General features: G+C 63.2%; 22 protein-coding genes. 11 read left to right on the forward strand and 11 right to left on the reverse strand.

What is annotated here, in order from left to right:
- Nucleotides 1–23: 23 nt before the first annotated feature.
- The gene (locus ACS5Q1_RS06760) at nucleotides 24–2,039 is read right to left on the reverse strand and encodes an AI-2E family transporter (protein WP_473097449.1); all 2,016 of its coding nucleotides are present in this window, start codon (nucleotides 2,037–2,039) and stop codon (nucleotides 24–26) included.
- 186 nt (nucleotides 2,040–2,225) lie between these two features.
- Here ACS5Q1_RS06760 and ACS5Q1_RS06765 point away from each other — a divergent pair, with 186 nt between their 5' ends.
- Both ACS5Q1_RS06765 and ACS5Q1_RS06770 read left to right on the forward strand, forming a co-directional pair.
- A complete protein-coding gene (locus ACS5Q1_RS06765; protein ID WP_473097450.1) occupies nucleotides 2,226–3,017 on the forward strand; it encodes a dienelactone hydrolase family protein in 792 nt (263 codons plus the stop codon).
- Nucleotides 3,018–3,062: 45 nt separating this feature from the next.
- Nucleotides 3,063–5,141 (forward strand): M3 family metallopeptidase, encoded by a 2,079-nt coding sequence (locus ACS5Q1_RS06770; RefSeq protein ID WP_473097451.1) that lies wholly within the window; start codon nucleotides 3,063–3,065, stop codon nucleotides 5,139–5,141.
- Nucleotides 5,142–5,169: 28 nt separating this feature from the next.
- On the opposite strand, the gene ACS5Q1_RS06775 is transcribed toward ACS5Q1_RS06770, so the two are convergent.
- The 4 genes from ACS5Q1_RS06775 to ACS5Q1_RS06790 form a co-directional block, all read right to left on the reverse strand.
- Nucleotides 5,170–5,346 carry a hypothetical protein gene (locus ACS5Q1_RS06775; RefSeq protein WP_203441538.1) on the reverse strand — a complete coding sequence of 59 codons (177 nt, stop codon included), beginning with the start codon at nucleotides 5,344–5,346 and terminating at the stop codon, nucleotides 5,170–5,172.
- An 83-nt stretch (nucleotides 5,347–5,429) separates the two neighbouring features.
- The gene (locus tag ACS5Q1_RS06780; protein ID WP_473097452.1) at nucleotides 5,430–6,437 is read right to left on the reverse strand and encodes an aldose epimerase family protein; all 1,008 of its coding nucleotides are present in this window, start codon (nucleotides 6,435–6,437) and stop codon (nucleotides 5,430–5,432) included.
- A gap of 5 nt (nucleotides 6,438–6,442) precedes the next feature.
- Nucleotides 6,443–7,324: an SMP-30/gluconolactonase/LRE family protein gene (locus ACS5Q1_RS06785; protein ID WP_473097453.1), complete on the reverse strand. Its 882-nt coding sequence runs from the start codon at nucleotides 7,322–7,324 to the stop codon at nucleotides 6,443–6,445.
- Between the two features lie 75 nt (nucleotides 7,325–7,399).
- Nucleotides 7,400–8,593, reverse strand: coding sequence for an amidase (locus ACS5Q1_RS06790; RefSeq protein WP_473097454.1), 1,194 nt, complete (start codon nucleotides 8,591–8,593; stop codon nucleotides 7,400–7,402).
- A gap of 156 nt (nucleotides 8,594–8,749) precedes the next feature.
- Here ACS5Q1_RS06790 and ACS5Q1_RS06795 point away from each other — a divergent pair, with 156 nt between their 5' ends.
- The 8 genes from ACS5Q1_RS06795 (at nucleotide 8,750) to ACS5Q1_RS06830 (ending at nucleotide 16,628) form a co-directional block, all read left to right on the forward strand.
- Nucleotides 8,750–9,955, forward strand: a complete 1,206-nt coding sequence (locus tag ACS5Q1_RS06795) for an ABC transporter substrate-binding protein (RefSeq protein ID WP_473097455.1) — start codon at nucleotides 8,750–8,752, stop codon at nucleotides 9,953–9,955.
- A gap of 13 nt (nucleotides 9,956–9,968) precedes the next feature.
- Entirely contained in the window at nucleotides 9,969–11,816 is a 1,848-nt protein-coding gene (locus tag ACS5Q1_RS06800; protein ID WP_473097456.1) for an ABC transporter permease, read from the forward strand.
- The gene (locus ACS5Q1_RS06805) at nucleotides 11,813–12,589 is read left to right on the forward strand and encodes an ABC transporter ATP-binding protein (RefSeq protein WP_473097457.1); all 777 of its coding nucleotides are present in this window, start codon (nucleotides 11,813–11,815) and stop codon (nucleotides 12,587–12,589) included. The genes ACS5Q1_RS06800 and ACS5Q1_RS06805 overlap by 4 nt, the downstream gene beginning before the upstream one ends.
- Nucleotides 12,586–13,302: an ABC transporter ATP-binding protein gene (locus ACS5Q1_RS06810; RefSeq protein WP_473097458.1), complete on the forward strand. Its 717-nt coding sequence runs from the start codon at nucleotides 12,586–12,588 to the stop codon at nucleotides 13,300–13,302. Before ACS5Q1_RS06805 ends, ACS5Q1_RS06810 begins: the two co-directional genes overlap by 4 nt.
- A 124-nt stretch (nucleotides 13,303–13,426) precedes the next feature.
- Nucleotides 13,427–13,741: a 2Fe-2S iron-sulfur cluster-binding protein gene (locus ACS5Q1_RS06815; protein WP_203441545.1), complete on the forward strand. Its 315-nt coding sequence runs from the start codon at nucleotides 13,427–13,429 to the stop codon at nucleotides 13,739–13,741.
- A 71-nt stretch (nucleotides 13,742–13,812) separates the two neighbouring features.
- Nucleotides 13,813–14,856: an NAD(P)/FAD-dependent oxidoreductase gene (locus ACS5Q1_RS06820; RefSeq protein WP_203441546.1), complete on the forward strand. Its 1,044-nt coding sequence runs from the start codon at nucleotides 13,813–13,815 to the stop codon at nucleotides 14,854–14,856.
- Nucleotides 14,857–14,929: 73 nt separating this feature from the next.
- A complete protein-coding gene (locus ACS5Q1_RS06825; protein ID WP_473097459.1) occupies nucleotides 14,930–16,168 on the forward strand; it encodes an allantoate amidohydrolase in 1,239 nt (412 codons plus the stop codon).
- 10 nt (nucleotides 16,169–16,178) lie between these two features.
- Nucleotides 16,179–16,628, forward strand: a complete 450-nt coding sequence (locus tag ACS5Q1_RS06830) for a GNAT family N-acetyltransferase (RefSeq protein ID WP_473097460.1) — start codon at nucleotides 16,179–16,181, stop codon at nucleotides 16,626–16,628.
- Here the strand turns inward: ACS5Q1_RS06830 and ACS5Q1_RS06835 are convergent.
- Entirely contained in the window at nucleotides 16,625–17,140 is a 516-nt protein-coding gene (locus tag ACS5Q1_RS06835; protein WP_473097461.1) for a GNAT family N-acetyltransferase, read from the reverse strand. The two genes, ACS5Q1_RS06830 and ACS5Q1_RS06835, sit on opposite strands and share 4 nt — an antisense overlap.
- Before the next feature lie 80 nt (nucleotides 17,141–17,220).
- On the opposite strand from ACS5Q1_RS06835, the gene ACS5Q1_RS06840 reads away from it, so the two are divergent.
- On the forward strand, nucleotides 17,221–17,526 hold the full coding sequence (locus ACS5Q1_RS06840) for a hypothetical protein (RefSeq protein WP_473097462.1): 306 nt from the start codon (nucleotides 17,221–17,223) through the stop codon (nucleotides 17,524–17,526).
- Nucleotides 17,527–17,578: 52 nt separating this feature from the next.
- Here the strand turns inward: ACS5Q1_RS06840 and ACS5Q1_RS06845 are convergent, their stop codons facing one another.
- The 5 genes from ACS5Q1_RS06845 to ugpB all read right to left on the reverse strand — a co-directional run bounded on the left by ACS5Q1_RS06845 (nucleotide 17,579) and on the right by ugpB (nucleotide 24,373).
- Nucleotides 17,579–19,210, reverse strand: coding sequence for an HAL/PAL/TAL family ammonia-lyase (locus ACS5Q1_RS06845; protein ID WP_473097463.1), 1,632 nt, complete (start codon nucleotides 19,208–19,210; stop codon nucleotides 17,579–17,581).
- A gap of 807 nt (nucleotides 19,211–20,017) precedes the next feature.
- Nucleotides 20,018–21,094 carry a sn-glycerol-3-phosphate import ATP-binding protein UgpC gene (locus tag ACS5Q1_RS06850; RefSeq protein WP_473097464.1) on the reverse strand — a complete coding sequence of 359 codons (1,077 nt, stop codon included), beginning with the start codon at nucleotides 21,092–21,094 and terminating at the stop codon, nucleotides 20,018–20,020.
- Nucleotides 21,095–21,207: 113 nt separating this feature from the next.
- Entirely contained in the window at nucleotides 21,208–22,053 is an 846-nt protein-coding gene (ugpE, locus tag ACS5Q1_RS06855) for a sn-glycerol-3-phosphate ABC transporter permease UgpE (RefSeq protein WP_203441553.1), read from the reverse strand.
- Nucleotides 22,053–22,934, reverse strand: coding sequence for a sn-glycerol-3-phosphate ABC transporter permease UgpA (gene ugpA / locus ACS5Q1_RS06860; RefSeq protein WP_203441554.1), 882 nt, complete (start codon nucleotides 22,932–22,934; stop codon nucleotides 22,053–22,055). Before ugpA ends, ugpE begins: the two co-directional genes overlap by 1 nt.
- Nucleotides 22,935–23,065: 131 nt before the next feature.
- Nucleotides 23,066–24,373, reverse strand: a complete 1,308-nt coding sequence (gene ugpB / locus ACS5Q1_RS06865) for a sn-glycerol-3-phosphate ABC transporter substrate-binding protein UgpB (protein ID WP_473097465.1) — start codon at nucleotides 24,371–24,373, stop codon at nucleotides 23,066–23,068.
- Nucleotides 24,374–24,513 lie beyond the last annotated feature (140 nt).

The following is a 24,513-nucleotide window of genomic DNA, read 5'->3' on the forward strand; positions in this document are numbered from 1 at the left end:
GGAAGTCGCAGCTTAAAAGATCATCATGCAGGTAACGGCAGCCGCTTGGCTGCCGTTGTCTCTTCGACAGCCGGCGTATTGGCCGGCTCCGGCAGCTTCTCCTCGCCGGTCGCCACCTTCAGGCATTGCACCACCGCATCGCGCAGAGATGAAACGTAGTAGTTGGCGCCGAGCGTGGCGCGCATCGACTCATTCTTCAGAACGACATCCTCCGCAGGCCAGAGGCCGACGAGAGTCGGAGCCTTCGCCTTCTGCTTCAGCCGCCGCAGCAGATAGCGCAGATGCGCTGGTGTGCCGCTGATCTCCAGATAGCTGATGCACACCATCTGCACACCGGTCATGTCGAGATTGAAGATCTCACGGCGCGACACGGCGGAATGAGGAACGACACGGGTTCCGAATCCGTGTTTGCTCAGGAGTTGCGCCAGCATCTCCGATGCGGCTTCGTCCAGCGGGCCGCGACCAGCGATGCACAGGATCGCTCCTTCGGCTCGCCACGCCTCCGGAATATTGCGTTCCTGCGGCATCGGCTTGGTAACGGCAGGCTCCTTGTTGGCGGGCCTTTCGCTGACGGGAGAGGCAACGGGCTCGTCCTCGGTCTCGGTCGGGTGAGGTTCCACATCCTCATGACCGCCGAGATCCTGCACCAGAGCCCTGATCACGTCCTTGACCTGATCAAGCTGGCGCTGGGTGAGAACGCCGCGTGTCGCATCGTTGGCGGCGAGTTGCAGACCCTTTAGGGCAACCTCGTCATAATAGGATGTGAGTGAGCGCTCCTTCAGCAGAAGCTCCGCCGATTCCAAGGCCTCGTCCGGATCGCCTGCCAGCATGCGCTGATAGAGGTTCTCGGCCGGCGTCAGCGCGGGCCTGTCGCCGAGCAGCACATCCAAGAATTCGAGCCGCTCCACATGCCGGCCCAACACCACGAGGCAAAGTGTCAGGGGCGTGGCGATCAGAAGGCCGACGGGCCCCCAGAGCCAGGTCCAGAAGATAGCCGAAATGACGACCGAGAAGGGCGAGAGGCCAGTGCTCTGCCCATACACGACGGGTTCGACCACGTGGCCCATGAGGGGCTCGCCGACGAGGAACAAGGCCAGCGTCATGAGCGCCATGGACCAGCCGGGGTCGACAGCGGCCGCCAGCAGGATCGGCGGCACGGCGGCGAGGAACGAGCCGATATAGGGCACAAAGCGCATCAGCGCGGCGAACACGCCCCAGAGAACCGGGCTCGGTACGCCGATCAGCCAGAGACCGATGGCAGCAACAACCCCGAAAGAGGCATTCAATGCAAGCTGCATCAGAAAGTACCGGCTGAGGCGGCGTGCGGCATCGTCCATGGCCACCGTGGTGCGATGGAGATCGCTCGCCCCGAACAGGCGGATCATCCGGTCACGCAGATCTTCCCGCTGCATGAGGATGAAGACGAGCACTACGAAGACGATGCCCATGGTGGCCAGGGGCTCAAGCACGGGCAGCAAAACGTCCCGGACCATCTGCGCGGGAGTCGGCTCCGGCTCATGGACCTCGACCGGCAGCGGACCGGTCTCTTGCGGCGCCGGCGGGGCGGCGGGAGTGGGTGACGCAGGAGCCTGTTCCGGCGGAGGCTCCGCAACGGCCCGGTCGAAGCGGCGGCCGAAATCTTTCAGGAGGCTCGGCAGCTTTCCGAGCGTTCCCTCACGCAGGGAGCCGACCTTCGTCTCGATGGTGGTCTGATAGCGCGGCAGGTCGCTCGCCAGACCCGCCAGCTGGAAGCCGATGATGGCACCAAGAGACACGATGATCCCGAGAGCGACCAGGACGGCAATGATGACGGACGGCACCCGGCCGAGACGCCACCGGCGCAGCACTTCAACGAAGGGAGCCAACACGAAGGCCAGGAGAATCGCCAGCACCACCGGCAGGAAGACGTCCTGTCCCACATAGAGGGCGGCCAGCACCACGACCCCGACGGCCAGGGTCATGAGCCCTGAGAGACCCGGAACGCCGGGCGGCTCGATTTCCGTCTCCGAGGGAGGCATGGAAGGGGGACCAGGACGCATTCAACGGATCTCTTCTGGACCGCGAGACGCTCTCGCCGACCTGCAAACAACGTCCCTGGCGGTCAAACGATCCTTGAGCGTAGCAATAAGGTTTATCCGCCGAAGGGACGCTGGGACCTTTTGCCATCTGCAAGCGTGGGAATCCGCTTCTATTTCACAAAGATCTGGCCCTCAAAGTCTGACTCCATGTCCCTCACCAGACGCAATCTCCTGATCGGTGCAGCCCTTGCTGCTTCATCGACCGCTCATGGCCAACAGGATCAGCCGAACGCAATGCCCGTCACTGCCCAACGAAATAGCTTCAAGAGCGAGGGCAAGGCCATTGCCGTCGAGACTTTTCAGACGGCCGGATCCTCGGCTCGTCCCGCGGTTCTCATGCTGCATGGCGCCGATGGCTTGAGCACCAATACGCAATATCGACAGGGCGCCCGCAACGTGGCGGCCGCCGGCTATCAGGTTCACCTCGTCCACTATCTTGATCGCACCGGCGAGAAGCGGGCTTCCTTCAGCACCTTGTTCCAGAACTTCATGCCCTGGATGGGTACCGTACAGGATGCGCTCGCCTTCGCGTCGGATCATCCGGGTGTCGACCCGCACCGCATCGGCATTATCGGCATCTCGCTTGGCGCAGCGCTGGGGCTTGCCGTGGCGAGCACGGATCCTCGCGTAAAAGCACTGGTGAATTATTTCGGGCCGCTGCCGCAGGGCGCGATTGCCACGACCTCGAAACTGCCGCCGACCCTGGTCCTGCACGGCTCGGCTGACCCCATCGTGCCGGTGGCGAATGCCCATGCCGTCGAGGCTTTGCTGCGCCAGCAGAACGTGCCGTATGAGATCAAGGTCTATCCCGGCCAGGGCCATGGCTTCAGAGGCGAGGCCGAGGACGATGCATTGACCCGATCCCTGGCCTTCCTGCAGCGGCATCTTGCCGGCGTGGATGCCGCCACAGGCTCAAGGCCTCTTCCCGTGGACGGCTGACACGACTAAGACTTGCAGTCCCTCGATCAAAAGGCAGGAGCGACCATGACGGCTTCAGACGCGGCTCTCACAGGCAATCCCCTTCTCGCGCAGTGGAGCACGCCTTTCGGCCTTCCCCCCTTCGAGAGCATCGCGCCTGAGCATTACAAGCCCGCCTTCGACAAGGCGCTCGCCGAGCAGCAGGCGCAGATCGCCGCCATCGCGGACAATGCGGAGGCACCTACCTTCGCCAATACGATCGAGGCGCTGGAAACAAGCGGCCAGACGCTGAAGAAAGTCGGCGGCGTGTTCTTCAATCTCGCCGGATCGCATACCAACGATGCGATCCAGGCCGTTGAGCGCGAGATGGCGCCGATCCTTGCCAAGCACCGCAACAGCATCTTCATGAATGAGACGCTCTACAAGCGCGTGGCAGCGCTCTACGACAGGCGTGACAGCCTCGGGCTTTCTCCCGAGCAGGCCCGCGTTCTCGACCGTTACAACACCATTTTCGAGCGCGCCGGCGCGAAGCTCGGACCGGACGAGAAGAAGCGACTCGCCGCCATCACCGAGCGGTTGGCCAGCCTCGGCACGCAGTTCTCACAAAATGTGCTGGCGGACGAGAAGTCCTTTCAGCTCGTTCTCAACGGCGAGGCGGATCTCGAAGGCCTGCCGTCTTTCTTACGCGAAGCGGCGGCGCAGGCTGCCGAGGAGCGCGGATTGAAGGGCAAGCATATCATCACCCTCTCCCGCTCCAGCATCGAGCCTTTCCTGCAATTCTCAAAGCGGCGCGACCTGCGAGAGCAGGCCTTCAAGGCCTGGGCGGCGCGCGGCGATAACGGCAATGCGACCGACAACAAGGCGATCATCGCCGAGACGGCGGCTTTGCGTGCGGAGCGCGCGAAGCTTCTCGGCTACGAGACCTTCGCCGATTTCAAACTTGCCGACACCATGGCCAAGAATCCCGACAACGTGCAGAAGCTCCTGAACGACGTCTGGGCCCCGGCCATCACTCGGGCCAAGGATGAGCGCGACGACCTGCAGGCCCAGGCCCAGTCCATCGGCGACAACATCGTCATCGAGCCGTGGGACTGGCGCTATTATGCCGATCAGGTCCGCATGGCACGCCACAATCTCGACGAAGCGACGATCAAGCCCTACTTCCAGCTCGACCGGATCATCAAGGCTTCCTTCGAGACCGCGCAAAGACTCTTCGGTCTGAGCTTCGAGGAGCTGACGGACTTTCCACGCTATCACCCTGACATTCGCGCTTGGCAGGTGAAGGATGCGCAGGGCAACCCTGTCGGCACCTTCATCGGCGATTATTTCGCACGCCCGTCCAAACGCAGCGGTGCGTGGATGAGTGCCTTCCGGTCGCAGGAAAAGCTCACTGGCGACATCCGTCCGATCATCGTCAACGTGATGAATTTCTCGAAGGGCGCGGCGGGCGAGCCGTCGCTCCTGAGCTTCGACGATGCGCGCACGCTGTTCCACGAATTCGGTCATGGGCTGCACGGCCTACTTTCGAACGTGACCTATCCGCTGCTCGCAGGCACGGCTGTGTCGACGGATTTCGTGGAGTTGCCCTCGCAGCTCTACGAGCACTGGCTCTCGCAGCCGGATATCCTGCGCCGCTACGCGACCCATTACCAGACCGGAGAGCCGATTCCGGAAGCATTGCTCGAACGCCTGATGGCGGCGCGCAATTTCAACCAGGGCTTCGCAACCGTCGAATATCTATCCTCTGCCTTCGTCGATCTGGCTCTCCACCGCCGCAAGGATTTGAGCAGTCTAGACGTGTCGGCTTTCGAGAAGGAAACGCTGCAGGCAATCGGCATGCCGCGCGAGATCATCATGCGTCACCGCACGCCGCATTTCACGCATGTGTTCTCAGGCGACGGTTATTCGTCGGGCTATTACAGCTATCTCTGGTCGGAGGTGCTGGACGCTGATGCCTTCACGGCGTTCGAGGAGACGGGCGACGCGTTCAACAAGGACATGGCGGACAAGCTGAAGCGCTTCATCTACTCCGCCGGCAACCTGCGCGATCCGGCCGAAGCCTATACGGCTTTCCGCGGACGCCTGCCAACTGCGGACGCGCTTCTCGCCAAGCGTGGACTGATGGCCGTGGTCGAAGATGCGTGAGACAAGCTGGCGGGTCTGAAACGGCCCGTCACGCCGTGCCAGGCGTGAGCTCCCTCGACCGCTTCAGCGCATAGAAGCGGATCTTGACAATCCGGGACGTTTCCTTGGGAGGCGTCTGAGGCTCGGGAACGGGACGCAAAACGCTCTTCAGGAAAGCCGCTCCCTTCGGATCGATCTCCAGGGCTTTCGCATCGAGCACTGGCATGAGCGCCTTTTCCTTCTGGTTTTGTCTTTGTTCGGAAACGCAACGCCTACGAAAAAGAACACTTAACCCTCGGGCGAAGTTCCTCATCCTCGACGTGCGAACCGGAGTTCGCTGACCTGTCGGGAAACCCGTCCGGGCGCCACGATAGACTCCGGAAAATGGGCTTTATTGGGGCTGTCGGGGAAGCGTTGCGGTTCCAGGCAGAGTCCGCCATGGCGCTTATACTTGGCGCCTCCAAGGCCCTGGACCGGCATGTCGATCAGATGACCGTCATAGAACTGAACGCCAGGCTCGGTGGTCCAGAGTTCCATGGAAAGACCGTTCTGGCGTGACGCCAAAGTCGCGGCGTGGCGAAGCTCGCCATAGGGCCCGCGCAGCACATAGTTGATGTCGTAGAGGGTGTGCTGCGACCCATGGATCGGCCGTGACGTCGTAAAGTCGTAATCGGTGCCCGCGACTGCCGTGATTTCACCCGTGGGAATGAGATCCGCCCGGGTCGGCGTGATGAAGTCGCCTGCGATGGTCAACTCATGGGAAGAAATGTTGGGGCTGCCGTCGAGGTTGAAATAGCCGTGGGTGGTGAGATTGACCGGCGTCTGCTTGTCGCTCGTCGCCTCGAGCGCGATCCGAAGGCGCGACGATGGCAGGAGCGTGTAGGTACAGGTCGCAACGAGGCGGCCCGGATAACCCATGTCGCCGTCCTTGGACACAAGGCTCAGCGTCAGGCTGTCGGGCGTGTGATCGATGATGCTCCAGAGGCGCGAGCCGAAGCCTTTGCTGCCGCCATGAAGTTGGTTCTCGCCCTCATTGGCGTCGAGCCGGTAGGTCTCGCCGTTCAGGGTGAATTGTGCCTTCCCGATGCGGTTGCCATATCGCCCAACGATGGCGCCGAAATAGGGGGAATGGGCGACATAATCCTCGATGGAATTGAGTCCCAGCACCACCCGCTGCGGGCCTCCGGCCACCGGCACGGTCAGGTCCCGCACCACGGCGCCCCAGGTGAGAATCTGCATCGCCATGCCGTCAGGCCCCGTGAGCGAGACCTGCAGCACATCCTGCCCGTCGAGGGAGCCGAAACGCTCGATGGTCATGATTCCTACCCCTCGAAAATATGCGCCTGCAGGCCGCGGATGCCGCCGGTCTCAACCTTGAAGAGATGCCCCGCCATCACGTCGATATGCGGGTCGCGACTAATGGCGGCCGTGGTGATGTAGAGCGTGGTGAGATCCGGCCCGCCGAAGGCGCATTTCGTCACCTGAGCGGTCGGAACCGGCACGATGCGTTCGACCGAACCGTCCGGCGCGAAGCGGGTGATGCGCGAGGCGCCCCAATGGCAGACCCAGACGTAGCCCTCCGCATCGACTGCCATGCCGTCTGGATGAGCCCATCCCTCTCCGAAGCGCACAAACGGGCGCGGCTTGCCGATCTGGCTTCCTTGCGCGTCGAGAACATAGACTGTGCAGTCGACCGTATCGGTCGCATAAAGCCTCCGCCCGTCCGGGCTGAAGGCCGGCCCGTTGGTGACGATGATGCCGGCATGGAACTGGGTCAACTCCTTGCCGTCCCAGCGCCAGAAGGCGCCGGAGCCTTCCTTCTCCTCATCGTCCATGGTGCCGAAATAGATCGCACCATCCGGCCCCACATGGCCGTCGTTGATGCGGTTGTTCGGCTTGTCCTTGTCGGGCGACACAATAGGCTGCATCTCACCCGTCCTGAGATTGAAGCGGGCAAGGCCCGACTTGAAGCCCGCGACGACCACATCCTGGTCGGGCGTGAGCGCGACGAAGCCCACCTGTTCGGGCGCGTCGACGCGAAAATGCTCCTTCGTCTCCGGATGGTAGCGCCAGATGCCGGGATTCTTGATGTCGACCCAGAAGAGCGTGTTCGAGCGATGATCCCACACGGGACCCTCGCCCAGCACGCACGCACTCGCCACCGCCACGTGGGGCGTTTCCGGATGAACGGCTGGGTGTGTCATGTGTCTTCCCCTTGTGAGGCAGTTTGCGTGCTTCCTCGCTTTGGCGGTAACTCCCGCCGGGCGCGATGGGTCCCGTCAGGTCGATGCGCTGGCGGCGATTCGGCTCGCCAGGGTAACGAGGCTCATGTCAGATCCCGCCGGTCCCATGAGAGATAGCCCCAGCGGCGCGCCGGCACGGGAGGCGAGCGGAATCGAGACCTGCGGCAAGCCGAACAGGACCGACAGGCAGAGTAGATTCAGGGCGTTGTTGCGGTAATCGTTCAACGCTTCGTCGCTCTCGGAGAGCAGCGGCGCGATATCGGGCATGGTCGGCAGGATCAGCACCGCATCGTTCCCGAGGAGGGCGCCGAACCGCTCGCGGAACGCGGCCCGGATCACCTTGGCCTCCGCTACCTGGGCGTCGGTCACCGCCTTCGAGAACTCGAACCGGTCAGCCACACCTGGGCCGAGGGGTGGGCTGTAACGCTCGATCATCGGCCCATCGACAATCCAGGCTTCCCGACTCTGGATATAGCGCATGGCCCAATAGAGTGCGGTGAAGCCCTCTACAGCCACGTCGACCTCCTCGGGCTCGCCGAGAGCGGCTTCCGCACGAAGCAGCGCCGGTGCCAGGGCCTCCCGTACGTCCTTGTGAAGAAGAGCGAAGGCATCCCGCGCCAGCAGAACCCGAGGGGTCGACGGCAGGGGCTGATGATCCTTCCCGAGCAACACCTCGCCGACCCGAACGAAGGTGGCGTCATCGCGGGTGAAGTATCCACAGGTATCGAGGGATGGTGCAAGATCGTGGCAGAGTTCCAGACTGACACGCCCATGAGTGGGTCGGATACCGAAGAGACCGCAATGGTTGGCCGGCGCCCGTACGGAACCGCCCGTATCGGTGCCGAGCGCGAAATCGCATAAGCCATTCGAGACGGCGGCCGCCGAGCCGGAAGACGAGCCGCCTGGAATGCGATCCGGCGCGGCACCGTTCACCGGAGTGCCGAAATGGGCGTTCTTGCCGCTCATGGAAAAGGCCAGCTCGTCCGTGATCGTCTTGCCGACGAGGCGGGCGCCTGCATCGAGAAGCCTCTGCACCGTCGGGGCCGTCCGGGTCTTGATACCGGACATGGCGAGCATGTGAGGCGATCCTGCACTGGTTGGGTAACCTGCCACGTCGAACAGGTCCTTGGCCGCGAAAGTCAGGCCGGATAGCGGTCCGCTCGGAGCATGAGGGACTGGAACGGCCGGATAAGGCATGAAAGCATGGGCGGTATCGCGGTCGAGGAGCATGAGGCTTATCCGGTTCTAAGGAACGAAGGCGGCGAATGTGTCATTGCCTCCCAGGCGTAAGCAAGACAGGAATTCGCGAAGCTTGGCAGTTTAGGCTTTCTTCCGACCTGAAATGGCCCTAAATCCACGCAGGTTCTCGTTTGCAAGGAACACGCAATGGCGAAGGCATCGACCATCCGCTGGCTGGCCCTCGGAGTGGCGCTCGCGCTCGGTTCTCCGGCCGTCCAGGCTCAGCAATCCCCGATCAAGCTCGGCGAGCTGAATTCCTATGCCAGACAGGCTGCCTTCACCGTGCCCTATCGCAATGGTTGGCAGCTCGCGCTCGACGAGATCAATGCCAAGGGCGGGGTTCTCGGCCGCAAGCTCGAGATCGTCTCCCGCGAGGACGGCGCGACCACGGGTGATGCCACCCGCGTGGCGGACGAATTGGTGACCCGCGAAGGCGCAATTCTGCTCTTCGGCTCGTTCCTGTCGAATGTGGGCGTCGCCATGGCGGATTTCGCCAATCAGAAGAAGATCGTCTACATCGCCGCCGAGCCCCTGACCGATGCCATCACCATGGCGCAGGGCAACCGCTACACATTCCGCATCCGGCCCAACAACACCATGCAGGTGGGCATGCTGGTCGATCAGGCAAAGGCTTCGGGTGCGAGGCGCTGGGCCATCGTCGCGCCCAACTACGAATACGGTCAGTCAGCCGCACAGGCGTTCAAGCGCCTCATCCAGGAGCGCGTGCCCGGGGCCCAGATTGTCGCCGAACAGTATCCAGCACTCGGCAAGATCGAGGCTGGCGCCACCGTATCAGCCCTGGAGCAAGCCAAGCCCGACGGCATCTTCAACGTGCTCTTTGGCCCCGACCTCACGCAGTTCGTGCGCGAAGGCAATACCCGCGGCCTCTTCGAGGACACGACAGTCCTCTCGCTCCTCACCGGCGAGCCCGAATGGCTGCTGCCCCTGAAGGACGAGGTGCCCGAGGGTTGGATCGTGACCGGCTACCCTTGGGACGAGATCACCGAGCCGAAGCATAAGGCCTTCGTCGACGCCTACCGTGCCAAGTACAATGAGACGCCGCGCCTCGGCTCGCTTCTCGGCTACATGGTCGTCTACATGATCCGCGACGCCATGGAACGTGCAGGCTCTACCGAGACCGAAGCCATCATCAAGGCGCTCGAGGATGCGAAGTTCGACACGGTCATCGGTCCCGTCACCATGCGCGGTATCGACAACCAGTCTTCCATGGGCGCCTGGGTTGGCAAGCTCGTGCGCCAGGGAGCAGCAGGCGGCATGGCGGATTGGAGCTACAAGGACGGAACCTCGTTCATGCCGACCGAAGCCGAAGTAAAGGCGGTGCGGAAGGATTAGCGGATTGCTGGCGATGGATCCCTCCTTCCTCGCCGTTCAGGCTCTCAGCGGTCTCTCCAGCGCTTCATCGCTTTTCATCACCGCCTGCGGACTGACCATCGTTTTCGGCGTCACGCGGATCGTGAATTTCGCGCACGGTTCGCTCTACATGATCGGCGCCTACACGGCCGCAACCCTGGTGCCGCGCCTGCTCGAGTTCTCGTTCGGCCCCACAACCTTCTGGGCCGGTATTCTGGCCTCGGCGCTCATCGTCGGCATCATCGGTGTCATCATCGAGGTTGTGCTCCTGCGGCGCATTTACGGCACGCCGGAACTCTTCCAACTGCTCGCCACCTTCGGTGTCGTGCTGGTGGTACAGGATCTCGTGGTGCAGGTCTTCGGGCCGGAAGACATTCTCGGGCCACGCGCACCGGGATTGCGCGCACCGGTCGAAATTCTTGGACGGCGCTTTCCGTCCTACGAACTCGTGTTGATCGTGGCCGGTCCCATCGTGCTGGGGCTCGTATGGCTTCTCCTGCGCAAGACGCGCTTCGGTGTGCTGGTGCGCGCGGCGACGCAGGATCGCGACATGGTGGCGTCGCTCGGCGTCAATCAGGCGATGCTGTTCACAGGTACGCTGTTTCTCGGCGCATTCCTCGCAGGACTCGGCGGTGCACTGCAGATCCCGCGTGTCTCGGCGCATACCGGCATGGATCTCTCTATCATAGCGGAAGCCTTCGTCGTGACCGTCGTCGGTGGCATGGGCAGCGTGCCGGGCGCGTTTCTCGCGGCGCTCATCATCGGGCAATTGCAGGCCTTCGGCATCCTGATCTTTCCCAAAAGCACCCTCGTCGTGGTGTTCCTGCTCATGGCCGTGGTGCTGGCGATCCGGCCTTACGGTCTCTTCGGACGCGCTGAAATCGTCGGCGGCACGCATGCGGTGGGCATTGGGAGCCACAAGCCTATTCCCGGCAGGACCTATATCCTGCTTGCCGTCATCGCGGTGCTCGCCTGTTTCCCGCTGGTCGCGGATGCTTACTTGCTCAAGGTCGCGACCGAGATCCTGATCTTCGCACTCTTCGCCTTCAGCTTGCAGCTTCTCATCGGCGTCGGCGGGCTCGTGAGTTTCGGCCATGCCGCCTTCTTCGGCCTCGGCGCCTATGGAGCAGCACTCGCCGTCAAATGGTTCGGCACATCGATGGAAGCGGCACTTCCTCTCGGGCTTGCGCTTGCAACTCTCGGCGCAGCGCTGATCGGCGCCTTCGTGGTGCGTCTGTCCGGCATCTATCTCGCCATGATGACGCTCGCCGCCGCGCAGATCATCTATGCGGTCGCCTTCCAGTGGGTCGACGTGACCGGCGGCGACAACGGCATCGTTGGCGTGTGGCCCTCCCCCTGGGTCGGTGGGCCGGTGCCCTATTACCTTCTGACTGCCGCCCTCACGCTCATCGCGGTGCTGCTGTTGAAACGGATCATCGATGCGCCCTTCGGCTATGCCTTGCGCGCCGCCCGCGACTCGGAAGCCCGCGCGGAAGCCATCGGCCTGAAGATCCGCCAGCATCGCTGGCTTGCCTTCATGATGTCCGGCGCGGCCGCAGGGCTCGCAGGCGGACTCTATGCATTCTCCCGCGGCTCCGTCGATCCGAGCCTGCTCGGCATCTCGACTTCCGTCGACGCGCTCACCATGCTGCTTCTCGGCGGCATCCAAACCGTGATGGGTCCGCTCGTCGGTGCCGGAGTCCTGCACTTCCTGCGTGATCTCATCATGCCGCTCACCTCGCTTTGGCGCCTGATGCTGGGCTTGAGCATCATCGCCATGGTGCTGATCTTTCCCCGTGGCCTTGTCGGCACTGTGCAATACTGGCGGGAGGAGCGCGCATGACGCTTCTTGCCGTGAACGGCCTGCACAAATCCTTCGGTGGCGTAGTGGCGGCCCGCGACGTGGAGTTCACCGTCGAGCGTGGCGAGATGCTCGCGATCATCGGCCCGAATGGTGCCGGCAAGTCCACTGTGTTCAACATGGTCGGTGGCCAGCTGCGCCCCGATCGCGGCCGGGTCCTGCTCGACGATCAGGACATCACCCATGCCTCGCCGCAGAAGCGCTTCCGCCGCGGTGTCGGACGCACCTTCCAGGTGGCGCAGACCTTCCTGTCGATGAGTGCCGCCGAGAATGTCCAGATGGCGCTGATCAGTCGCCATCGCCAATGCAATCGGCTCTGGTCTCCGGCGCGCGAACGTCACCGCGAGAAAGCGGTCGAGTTGCTCGCGCGGGTCGGCATGGCGGAGGCGGCCGATATTCCCTGTTCTGCACTGGCCTATGGCGATGTGAAACGGGTGGAGCTTGCCATTGCGCTGGCCGGAGAGCCCAAGCTCCTCCTCATGGACGAGCCTACTGCGGGGATGGCTCCGCGCGAGCGGGCCGCGCTGATGGATCTCACCGAGTCCATCGCGGCCTCACAGGGGATCGGCGTTCTCTTCACCGAGCACGACATGGATGTGGTCTTCGGCCATGCGGCCCGGGTGCTCGTGCTCCTGCGCGGTCAGATCATAGCTGCCGGAACTCCGGACGAGATCCGCCAGGATCCTCAGGTGCGGCGGGCCTATCTGGGCGACGAGCATGCCCTGGAGCGGCCGAAAGGAGTGAGCCCTGCATGAGACGCGATGTGCTGCTCGACGTCCGGAACCTCAACGCCTTCTACGGTCGGGCGCAGGTGCTGTTCGGCCTGTCGATCCATCTCTATGCGGGCGAGGTGGTGGCGCTCGTGGGCCGCAACGGGGCCGGAAAGACCACTACCCTGAAGGCCATCATGGGTCTGATTTCGGCCACCGCCACCCACGCCACCTTCAGGGGACACACCCTCGGCCGGCTTCCGACCTACAAGATTGCCCGCTTGGGGCTGGGTTATGTGCCCGAGGACCGGCGCATCTTCACCGATCTCACCGTCGAGGAAAATCTGGAAACGGGCCGCCGCCCGGCTGTCGCCGGCCGCTCGCCCTGGACCCCGGAACGACTCTTCCGGCTCTTTCCCAACCTCGCCGAGATGCGGGGGCGACGCGGCAACCAGATGTCCGGCGGCGAGCAGCAGATGCTCTCCATCGCCCGCACCCTCATGGGCAACCCGGACGCGATCCTACTCGACGAGCCCTCGGAGGGCATCGCCCCGGTGATCGTCCAGATGATGGCCGAGGCGATCCGCGCCATGAAGGCCGAAGGCGTGGCCGTGCTCCTGTCCGAGCAGAACTGGGCCTTCGCCGCCGGGATCAGCGACCGGGCCTATGTCGTCGAGCGCGGCGAGATCCGCTTTCAGGGCCCCATGGCCGAGCTGATGGCCGACGAGGCTTTGCGGGCGGAAACCCTCGGGATTTGAGGGCACCGAGACCTTTAACCCCAGGCTAAAGCGTTGACGGAACGGGCTGAAAGGACGATATGCAGCCATCCGGCGCCCCGTCCGCGCCATATCCCAGAACGCACGAAAGAGGAATTCCCGCTTCATGGGCGTCATCCATGTGACCGACCGGGCCGGCCAGCGCCATACTCTCGAGGCCATCGAGGGCTGGCGGGTGATGGAGATCATCCGCGACTGGGGCCTGCCGATCGAGGGCCTGTGCGGCGGCGCCTGCGAATGTGCGACCTGCCACGTCTTCGTCGCCGAGGAGTGGCTTGACAGGCTCTATCCTCCCACCGACGAGGAGGAAGACCAGCTCGACACCGTGGTGACGAAGCCGAATTCCCGCCTGTCCTGCCAGATCCTCTGGACCCCCGAACTCGACGGCCTGGAGGTCACCCTGGCTCCCACCGGGGCCTGACCGTCAGCCTGTCACATTGCTAAAGCTGAAGAGACCGTGCTTTCGAAAGGGTCTCTCGAAGGAGCCTGTTCATGACCGACCATATCGAAACGGACGTCGTCATCATCGGTGCCGGGCCCGTGGGCCTGTTCGCCGTATTCGAACTGGGCCTCCTCGACATCAAATGCCATCTCATCGACATCCTGCCGAAAGTGGGCGGCCAATGCGCCGAACTCTATCCTGAGAAGCCCATCTACGACATTCCGGGCTTCCCAATGGTGACGGGCCAAGGCCTCGTCGACAACCTGATGGCGCAGATCGAGCCGTTTCACCCGACCTTCCACCTCAACGAGATGGTGGAGAGCCTGGAATCCATCGGTACGCCCGAGGCGCCTTTGTTCCGGGTCAAGACCTCCGAGAACGGAACCACCTTCACCTGCAAGGCAGTGATCATCGCGGCCGGCGGCGGATCGTTCCTGCCCAAGAAGCCGCCGATCGACAACATCGAGGCCTATGAGGGCACGGGTGTGTACTATGCCGTGCGCAAGATGGAGATGTTCCGCAACAAGAATGTCCTCATCGTCGGCGGCGGCGATTCCGCCCTCGACTGGACGGTGAACCTGCAGCCCATCGCCAAGCGCTTGACCCTGCTCCACCGCCGCGACGCTTTCCGCGCCGCACCCCACACGGTGGAGAAGATGCGTTCTCTCGTGGCCTCCGGCGAGATGGATCTGCACCTCGGCCAAGTGAGCTCCCTCAAGGGTGAGTCTCCCGTTCTCGAGGGTGCCGTGATCCGCAAGGACGACGGCTCGGAGTTCACCGTCGATTGCGACGTGATGCTGCCGTTCTTCGGCCTCACCATGAAACTCGGCCCGATCGCCGATTGGGGCCTGAACCTGCACGAGAACCTGATCCCGGTCGATACGGAGAAGTTCGAGACGAACGTCCCCGGCATCTTCGCCATCGGCGACATCAATACCTATCCGGGCAAGCTGAAGCTCATCCTCTCCGGCTTCCACGAGGGGGCGCTGGCGGCTCAGAAGGTGCACCGCTACGTGTACCCTGAGAAGAAGCTCCTGTTCCAATACACGACGTCGTCGACGAGCCTGCAGAAGAAGCTCGGCGTGGCGGCCTAAGGGCTGAAAAGGGTTTGGGAACTGGCCCGTCTTCCTCTTGCGAAGCAGGCCGGTTCCTGAAACTCTCGCGGCCATGACAAACGCGACAGATCTCACCCTCGGCCGCCGCGTGATGGCGATGATCGAGGAACTCGCCAAGCACACGGACGAACCCGGCCGCATCACCCGCCTCTATCTTTCCGACGCGCACCGCAGGGCCGCGGACGCCACGCTCCGGCTGATGCAGGATGCGGGCCTGAACGCGCATATCGATGCGCTCGGCTCTGTGATCGGCCGCGTTGAGGGCGCCAATCCCGAGGCTCCCGCTCTCCTCATCGGATCCCATATCGATTCCGTCGTCGATGCCGGACGTTATGACGGCAATCTCGGCGTGGTGCTCGGCATCGCCGTGGTCGAAGCGCTGAAGCGGCAGGGCATCGTGCCGTCCTGTCCCATCGAGATCGTGGCCTTCGGGGACGAGGAGAATGTCCGCTTCCCCACGAACCTCTCCACGTCGCAGGCCCTGGCCGGCCGCTTCAACCCGGCCTGGCTCGACGGCAAGGATCAGGACGGGATCACTTTCCGTGATGCGCTGGTCCGCTTCGGCGGCGACCCGGAGGGCGCAGCGGCCCTCGCCCGCGATCCGGCGCGCTATCGCGGCTATCTCGAGGTGCATATCGAGCAAGGTCCGCTCCTGGAAGCGAAGGACCTGCCCGTCGGCATCGTCTCCGCCATCAACGGCATCACCCGGGCCCGTGCCAACGTGACCGGCGAAGCGGGCCATGCCGGCACCGTGCCGATGACCATGCGCCGCGATGCGCTCGCGGCCGTTGCCGAGATGATCGGCATCGTGGAGCGTGCAGGCTCCACGCGCACCGACACGGTGGCGACGGTGGGCGTCGCTCAGGTGCAGCCCGGCGCGATCAACGTCATTCCAGCGCGCGTCGATTTCACTCTCGATGCCCGCTCGCCGGACGATGCTGTACGTCTCGCCATGGTCGAGGACATCGTGACCGAGTGCCACGTTGCCGCTCAGAAGCGCGGCGTCGAATTCACCATCGAGCCGTTCATGGAATCGCCCGCCACGCCGATGGACAAAGGGCTGATCGGGCAGCTTGTGAATGCCGTGAAGAGCCTCGGCATCCAGCCGCTGCATCTTTCTTCCGGTGCAGGCCACGATGCGGTCGCGATGGCCAATCTCTGTCCCTCCGCCATGCTCTTCGTGCGCTGCAAGGGCGGCATCAGCCACAACCCGGCGGAGTCGATCACGACCGAGGATGCTGATGTGGCAGCGCGTGTGCTGATCGAGGCGGTCAAGCGGATCGCGGCTTGAGGTTCGCCTGATGATACATGCGCCGACAATCGCGTTCGTCGACGACGGGCAAACGCTCCACGAGGTGGTTCTCAACGGCGTCCGGAGTTTCAACAGAACCCTCTTCGCCAACTATCCGCCAGGTCAGGATGTCACCATCGCCATTCGCGATCCCGACAGCAGCGCACCTGTCGGAGGGCTCTGCGGCCGCATGAATGGCGGCTGGCTTGCCATCGAGCTCCTCTTCGTGCCCGAGGCCTTTCGCGGGATGGGCCTCGCCACGCAGCTCATCGCGATGGCCGAGGAGGAAGCGCGCAACAGAGGCTGCCACTCGGCCTGGATCGATACGCTCAATCCCAAAGCGCTCAAACTTTACCAGCGCTTAGGATATGAGATCTTCGGCGAGCTCAAGGATTATCCTGTCGGCGGCAGCCGCTTCTTCCTGCAGAAGAAGCTCGGGCCGTTGCCTGAGACGGATTAGCCGCGCCACTCATCCGCCAGCACGGCCCACCGTTCGTGATCGCGCCATTCGCCGTTGATCTTGAGATAACGCGGAGAGTAGCCTTCCTGACGAAAGCCGAGACGCTTGACGAGAGCACGGGAAGGCCGGTTACCCGGCTGAATATTGGCTTCGAGCCGATGCAGACCGAGTTCGCCGAAGGCATGTGAGGCCACGAGGCTCACGGCCTCGCTCATCAACCCGCGCCCGTTCATGCCGGCCATGCCGTAATAGCCCATATAGGCGCTCTGGAAGAAGCCGCGCACGATCTCGCTCAGGTTCACGATGCCGACGATCCCGCCGCTCTCCCGCTCACGGGCAATGAAGCCGATGGAGCGGTCCCCGTCGCAGCGGGTGAGATAACCGAGAAAGCTCGCGTGATCGCGGCAGGGCGACACCCAGGGCTCATGCAGGTCGATGCTCGCGAGGTTGGCGGCAACCAACTCGGCAGCATCCGAAGCCTGAACGGGGCGAATGACAACGCGTGACAACATGGGATTCATTCCGGCTTCAGGAACCATGACATAGACACATCGTTGTCGTCAGCCCCTTCTCAAAACATAAGGAATGCTCCATGCGAGCCATCATCCTCCCCGCCTTCGCTCTTGCTCTCGGCGCCGGTTTCCTTGCGGCACCGCAGGAAGCTCAAGCCCGCTTCGGCGCCGAGCAGCTGCAAGCGCCCACACTTGTCGACAACGTGCAATGCGTCACCCGCCGGATCCGTACCGTGGATCGGTTCGGACGTGTTTACTACCGCACGGTTCGCAATTGCGGCGCGCGGCCGGGATGGGTTGGTCCGAATCGCTGCCGCTGGGTCCGCGAACGTGTGGTGCGTCCCAACGGGCGCGTCGTGTACCGCGAGGTCCGGCGCTGCCGCTGATCGAACTCCATATTAAGAACTCAGGGCCCGGAAACACCGGGCCCTTTTTGTTTCACTCCAGTTCGCCGATGGCGCTCTCGACCACCTCGACCACGGCGCCCGAACGCACAAGGTCGAGCGCCTGGCGCATCTCGGTGGCGTACCAGCGATCCCCCTCGAGCGCCGGCGGAATGACCGCGCGGATTGCTTCCATGGCCGCGCGCGATCCCTTGCCCAGCGGATAATCCTTTGCGAGCGGCTCGACGAGGGTCAGCGCCTGCGCGGCCATCAGCAATTCGCCGGCTACGATCTGTTCCACGTTCTCGACGATGGTGCGGGCCTTGCGTCCGCACCAGGTCGAGTTGGAAACGTGATCCTCGGCATTGGACTTGCCCGGAATGGAATCAACCGAGCCCGGCGTCGCCAACCCGCGGTTTTCCATCACCAACGCCGACATCGAGCACTGCACCGTGGCAAAGCCCGTGTTGAGCCCGCGCTTGCCCGCAAGGAGGTTGCGCGGCAATCCATAGGACATGGTGGGATCGATCAGGCGCGCGAGGCGCCGCTCGGAAATCGCTCCGAGATCGGCCATGGCGATGGCGAGCAGGTCCATGGCCTGCGCCACATATTGCCCATGGAAATGGCCGCCGGAGATCGACACGTAACCGCCCTGCCCATCGTCGAAGATCAGCGGGTTGTCGGTGGCGGAGTTCATCTCCGTGCCGATGATGCGCTCTACATATTCCACCGCCTCGACGGCGGGTCCGTGAACCTGCGGCGTGCAGCGCAGGGAATAGACGTCCTGCACGCGAGGGCTAGCAGGCGTTCCAGGCTGGCGCGGCTCGTCGGGAAAGACGATGTCGCGCGCGGCTTGCGAGCAGCGCTTCGTGCCGTCCAGGATCCGAAGCAGGTTGCGCGCCACGCGGGCCTGGCCCGGATGCGGACGCGCCTTGTGCACGCGCGGATCGAAGGCCGCGAGCTCGCCGCGCATGGCTTCGAGCGACAGGCTCATGGCGATGTCGGCCTGCTTGAGCAGACGCCGTGCATCGTTCGTGGCGAGCGCGCCGAGCGCGAGCGACGTGGTCGAGCCGTTGATGAGAGCCGAGGCGTCCTTCGCGCCTAGATCGAAATCGGGATCGAAGCCGGCCGCCTTTATCGCCTCGCGCGCCGGCATCCGGCGGCCGCGATAGATCATCTCGGCTTCCTCGAAACCGCAGACCGCACCGGCCATATGCGCGAGCGGCGCAAGATCGCCCGAGGCGCCGACGGAGCCCTTTTGCGGGATGACCGGATGCAGTCCGGCATTGAGGAAGGCGATGAGGCGCTCGACCAGCTCGACGCGCGGGCCGGAATAGTTCGACGCGAAGGCATTGGCGCGCAGCAGCATCATGGCGCGCGTCACGTCCTCGGCGAAGGGCTCGCCAACGCCCGTGGCGTGGGCATAGACCGTCTTGCGCTGATAGGCCGCCATGTCGGCGATCAGCACGCGCTGATCCTTGAACAGCCCGACACCGGTGTTGAAGGCATACATCAGCGGGGCGTCGTCATGCATCCAGGTGCGGTCGATATAGTCGCGCGTCGCGGCAATGCGCTCGCGCGCCTCCGGAGCCAGGGCGGCTTGGACAAATGCTCCCTGAGCGTCGGGGCGCGCCACGCGCACCACGTCCTGAATGCCGAGAGTGGCCCCGTCGAGCTTGACCGTCATCGCTGTTCCTCACGTTGAAGAAAAAGGGATACCGGGGCTTCAGACGCGGTGCAACCATCGCTGCAAGATGACGTATCTCTCCCCGTCATCCCCCGGGCTTGATCCGGGGATCAGTCCCGGGGATCCACGTCTTCTTCGGCTCGTGGATCAAGACGTGGATGGCCGGATCAGGTCCGGCCATGACGGCTGTGGGCGGGGATGGGTCTGTGTCAATAAACCAGTACCTGCAGGCCCGCAGCTTGCGCTGCGAGCCTGAATGGTGATCGAGGGTGGCGCGACAGGCAGCCCGGCTCGATGTCTGATGGTGAAGGGAAGAGCCGAACTGTCTCTTCGCGCACGGCTTGTTGAGGCGGACAGGCGAGGCCGGCTCAGTCAACCGCCGCAGGCGGTGACCGTCTGCGCGACGGCGGCCTGCGACCGATCCCGACCACCCGCCCACATCCTGGGCCTCCCGCACCTGCGTTCAGTGCGTGCACAGGACCGTGCCTGCTCCCACACTGCGACGCCTCGCGAGCGCGCCCCTCGCAGGAGCAGTTCTAAGGCAATGATATAGCCGATGTTAGGATCATTGTCAAGAACAAAATGAGAACAAATGCATCATCCCGGGCATGCGCCTCCCCGCGTCATGGCCGGCCTCGTGCCGGCCATCCACGTCTTCGGAACCGCAGCGTTGCAAAGACGTGGATCCCCGGGACAGGCCCGGGGATGACGGCGGAGGATGTCATGATGGACAGAACATAACGAAAAGGGCCCCGGGAATGCCCGGGGCCCTGAATGCTTCCTGCCGAAACGGCCGCAGCCGACTGATCAGGCCTTGCCGAGGCGCTTCGTGGTCTGGGGGTCGAAGAGGTGGACGTTGGCGGGATCGACCGAGAGGGTCAGCTTGCGGGTATCCGCCGGGATCTGGCCGGTGGAGGCCTGCACGACGAATTCAGAGCCGGCGACCTTGCCGTGGAAGAGCTGGGTGGCGCCGAGCTCTTCGACAAAGTCCACGTCCATGGTGAGCGCGCTGGCTGCGCCGCCGCCTGCCTGCACGTCCTCAGGCCGCAGGCCCACCTCGACGGCAGATCCGGGAGTGAGGCCGTCACGCATGTCGGTGACATTGATCACCTGACCGCCGACCGACACGCGGCCGGGGCCTTCCACCTTGCCGGGCAGGATGTTCATGGGCGGCGAGCCGATGAAGGTGGCCACGAACCGCGTCTCAGGACGGCGGTAGACTTCGGACGGGCTGCCGACCTGCTCGATCTGACCGCCCGACATCACCACGAGCTTGTCGGAAAGCGTCATCGCCTCGACCTGGTCGTGGGTCACGTAGATCGACGTCACGCCCAGCGCCCGTTGTAGGCGCTTGATCTCGACGCGCATCTGGACGCGCAGCTTGGCGTCGAGGTTCGAGAGCGGCTCGTCGAAGAGGAAGACCTGGGGCTTGCGCACGATGGCGCGACCCATGGCGACGCGCTGGCGCTGGCCGCCGGAGAGCTGGCGCGGCTTGCGGGCGAGGAAGGATTCGATGGCGAGGATGCGGGCTGCTTCCTTCACGCGCTTCTCAATCTCGTCCTTCGGCGTGCCGCGGTTCTTCAGGCCGTAGGCCATGTTGTCGTAGACGCTCATATGCGGATAGAGCGCGTAGTTCTGGAACACCATCGCGATGTCGCGATCGGCCGGCTCGACCTGATTCACCACGCGATCGCCGATCTTCACCTCGCCGGCGGAAATCGTCTCGAGGCCCGCGATCATGCGCAGCAGCGTGGACTTGCCGCAACCGGACGGGCCGACCAGCACGCAGAAGGAGCCGTCCTCGATGCCGAGGGAAACGCCCTTCACGGCCTCCACATTGCCCGTATAGATCTTCCTGACGGTATCGAGTGTTACCCCTGCCATCGTTTCGTTCCTTTTAATCGCTGCCCGCGCTGCAATCGGCACCGGGCGAAAATTTCAATGATGAGAGAAAGACCCTTCCGCTCTGGCGGAAGGGTCTTGCGCGATTGTCCGCGTCACTTCTCCGTTTCGACGAGGCCCTTCACGAAGAGCCTCTGCATGAAGATCACCACGAGCACCGGCGGCAGCATGGCGAGCACGGCCGTGGTCATCGCGATCTGCCACTCGGTGAGCGCGTCCGTCGTCGTGATCATCTTCTTGATGCCGATGACGATGGTCTGCATCGAGCTCTTGGTCGTGATCAGCAGCGGCCAGAGATACTGGTTCCAGCCGTAGATGAACTGGATCACGAAAAGCGCCGCGATGGTCGTCATCGAGAGCGGCAGGAGCGTATCCTTGAAGAACCGGAAGGCGCCCGCACCGTCGATCTTGGAAGCCTCCAGCAGCTCGTCCGGGATCGTCATGAAGAACTGACGGAAGAGCAGCGTGCCGGTGGCCGACGCGATGAGCGGCAGGATGAGGCCCGTATAGGTGTCGAGCATCCCGATATCGGCGACGATCTTGTAGGTCGGGTAGATACGCACTTCGACCGGCAGCATCAGCGTGATGAAGATGACCCAGAATGCCGTCTTGCGGAACGGGAACTTGAAGTACACCACCGCATAGGCGGACAGGATCGAGATCAGGATTTTCCCGATGGCGATGCCCAATGCCATGATCATGGAGTTGAACATCATGGCGCCGACGGGTTCGCGCGCATGCACGCCGCCATAGAACAGCGCGCGCGAATAGTTCTCGCCCGCCTGATCGCCCGGTGTGAGCGGCATGTTGCCGTTGATGATCGTGGCAGCGTCGAAGGTCGATGCCATGATCGCGAGATAGACCGGGAAGACCACGATGACGATGCCCACGGCCAGCGTCAGGTAGGCCATGAAATCGCGGAAAGGACGATTCTCAACCATCAGTACTGCACCTTGCGCTCGACATAACGGAACTGGATGGCGGTCAACGCGATCACGATGATCATCAGGATCACCGATTGCGCCGCAGAGCCGCCGAGATCGCCGCCGAGGCGGCCGTCCGCATAGACCTTGTAGACGAGTGTCGTCGTCGTTCCGGCAGGGCCGCCGCCCGTCACCGCATCGATGATGCCGAAGGTATCAAAGAACACGTAGACGATGTTGACCACGAGAAGGAAGAACGTCGTCGGCGACAGGAGCGGGAAGATCACGGTCCAGAAGCGCCGTAAGGGGCCCGCGCCGTCGATGGCGGCAGCCTCGATCACGCTCTTCGGGATGGCCTGGAGTCCGGCGAGGAAGAACAGGAAGTTATAGCTGATCTGCTTCCAGGTGGCGGAAAGTACGAGCAGCGTCATGGCGTGGTTGCCGTTGAGCATCGGGTTCCAGTCGATGCCGACCGCCTTGATCGGCTTCGACAATGTGCCGAGCGTCGGATGGAACATGAAGATCCACAGCACGCCCGCGATGGCAGGAGCCACCGCATAGGGCCAGATCAGCAGGGTCTTATAGGCCTGTCCGCCGCGCAGGCTCTTGTCGGCCTGGGTCGCCAGCAGTAGCGCGCAGGCGAGCGAGAAGAAGGCAACGAGGGATGAGAAGATTACCGTCGTGACCATGGCCCGGTAATATTCGGGCTGCTCGAACAGCGCGATGTAGTTTTCGAATCCGACGAATTCCGAGGAGAGCCCGAAGGCGTCTTCGCGCAGGAAGGATTGCCAGATGGCCTGGGAGGCCGGCCAGTAGAAGAAGACGACGGTGATCGCCATCTGCGGAATGATCAGCAGGAGCGGCAGCGTCCAACCTGAAAAGTGAGCTCGTTTTTCCATCGCGTTTACGGCTGTCCGAATGATGGTGGCAGATACGGCAGCAACCGGTCTGCGAAGGTTGTCTTATAAGATCATCCCGGACCGCTTCTTAAAAGCCGCCCGGGATGACAGGTCGCACAGATCGTTTCAGTTTAGCGGACGGTGCGCTCGAACTGGCGCAGGATCTGGTTCGAGCGGGTCACAGCGGAATCGAGCGCGTCCTTGGCCGGCTTCTGACCGGCGAGAGCAGCCTCGATCTCTTCCGACACCACATCGCGGATCTGGACCATGTTGCCGAAGCGCAGACCGCGGGAATTCTCGGTCGGCTCCTTGTTGGTCAGCTCCAGCAGCGGAGTCTGGAGGACGGGGTTCTTCTCATAGAAGCCCGAAGCCTTGGTTTTCTCGTAGGCTGCCTTGGTGATCGGGAGATAGCCCGATTCCTGGTGCAGCTTGGCCTGACGGTCGGTGTCCGACAGGAAGGCGAAGAACTTGGCCACGCCCTTGTACTCTTCCGCCTTCTTGCCGCCCATAACCCACAGCGAAGCGCCGCCGATGATGGAGTTCTGCGGAGCGCCCTGGACGTCCGGGTAGTACGGCATCGGAACCGAAGTGAAGTCGAACTTCGCATTGGCCTTCACGTTGCCGTAGAAGCCCGACGAGGTCAGGAAGATCGCGCATTCGCCGGAGGTGAAGCGGCCCTCGGAGCGGCTGTCGCGGCCGGAATAGTCGTAAGTCTTGTCCTTCTGCAGGTCGACGAGGTTCTGCAGGTGCTTCACATGCGCCGGAGAGTTGAACTTCATCTCCGTGTCGAAGCCGTCGAGACCGTTGGCCTTGGTGGCCATCGGAAGGTTATGCCAAGCGGAGAACTGCTCGATATTGGCCCACGGAGCCCAGGCGTTCGAGAAGCCGCAGGTGTCATGGCCGGCAGCCTTGAGCTTCTTGCCTGCTTCGAACACCTGAGGCCAGGTCTTCGGAATCTCGTTGACGCCGGCCTTCTTCAGCTCGTCCTTGTTGATCCACATGACCATCGAGGAGGAGTTGAACGGGAAGGAGAGCATCTCGCCCTTCGCCGTGGAGTAGTAGCCGGTGATCGCGGGCAGGTAAGCCTTGGGATCGAACTTCTCGCCGGCCTCGGCCATCATCTGGTAGACAGGCTTGATCGCGCCGCGGGCGCCCATCATGGTCGCCGTGCCGACTTCGAACACCTGCAGGATGTGGGGGGCGTTGCCCGCGCGGAACGCGGCGATGCCGGCGTTCAGCGTATCGGCATACTGGCCCTTGTAGCTGACGACGACCTTGTATTCGTTCTGGGACTTGTTGAACTCGTCCGCCAGGCGGTTCACGACCTCGTTATTGGCGCCGGTCATGGCGTGCCACCACTGGATCTCGGTCTGGGCGAAGGCGGAGGTGCTCGTCGCCAGGCCGAGGGCCAGAGCGCCGAGGATGGACTTCTTCATCATAGTGATCTCTCCCATGTCATCCCGTCGGGATGTTCTTGTCGTTCATCACCCCTGCATTAAGGCCGGATGACGTTTCTATGACGAAAACATGACAATCATAGCCGGCTTCAAAATGGAAGCCCTTTCATCCAAAAGGCTTA

The sequence above is a fragment of the Microvirga sp. GN3 genome, from assembly GCF_055792825.1.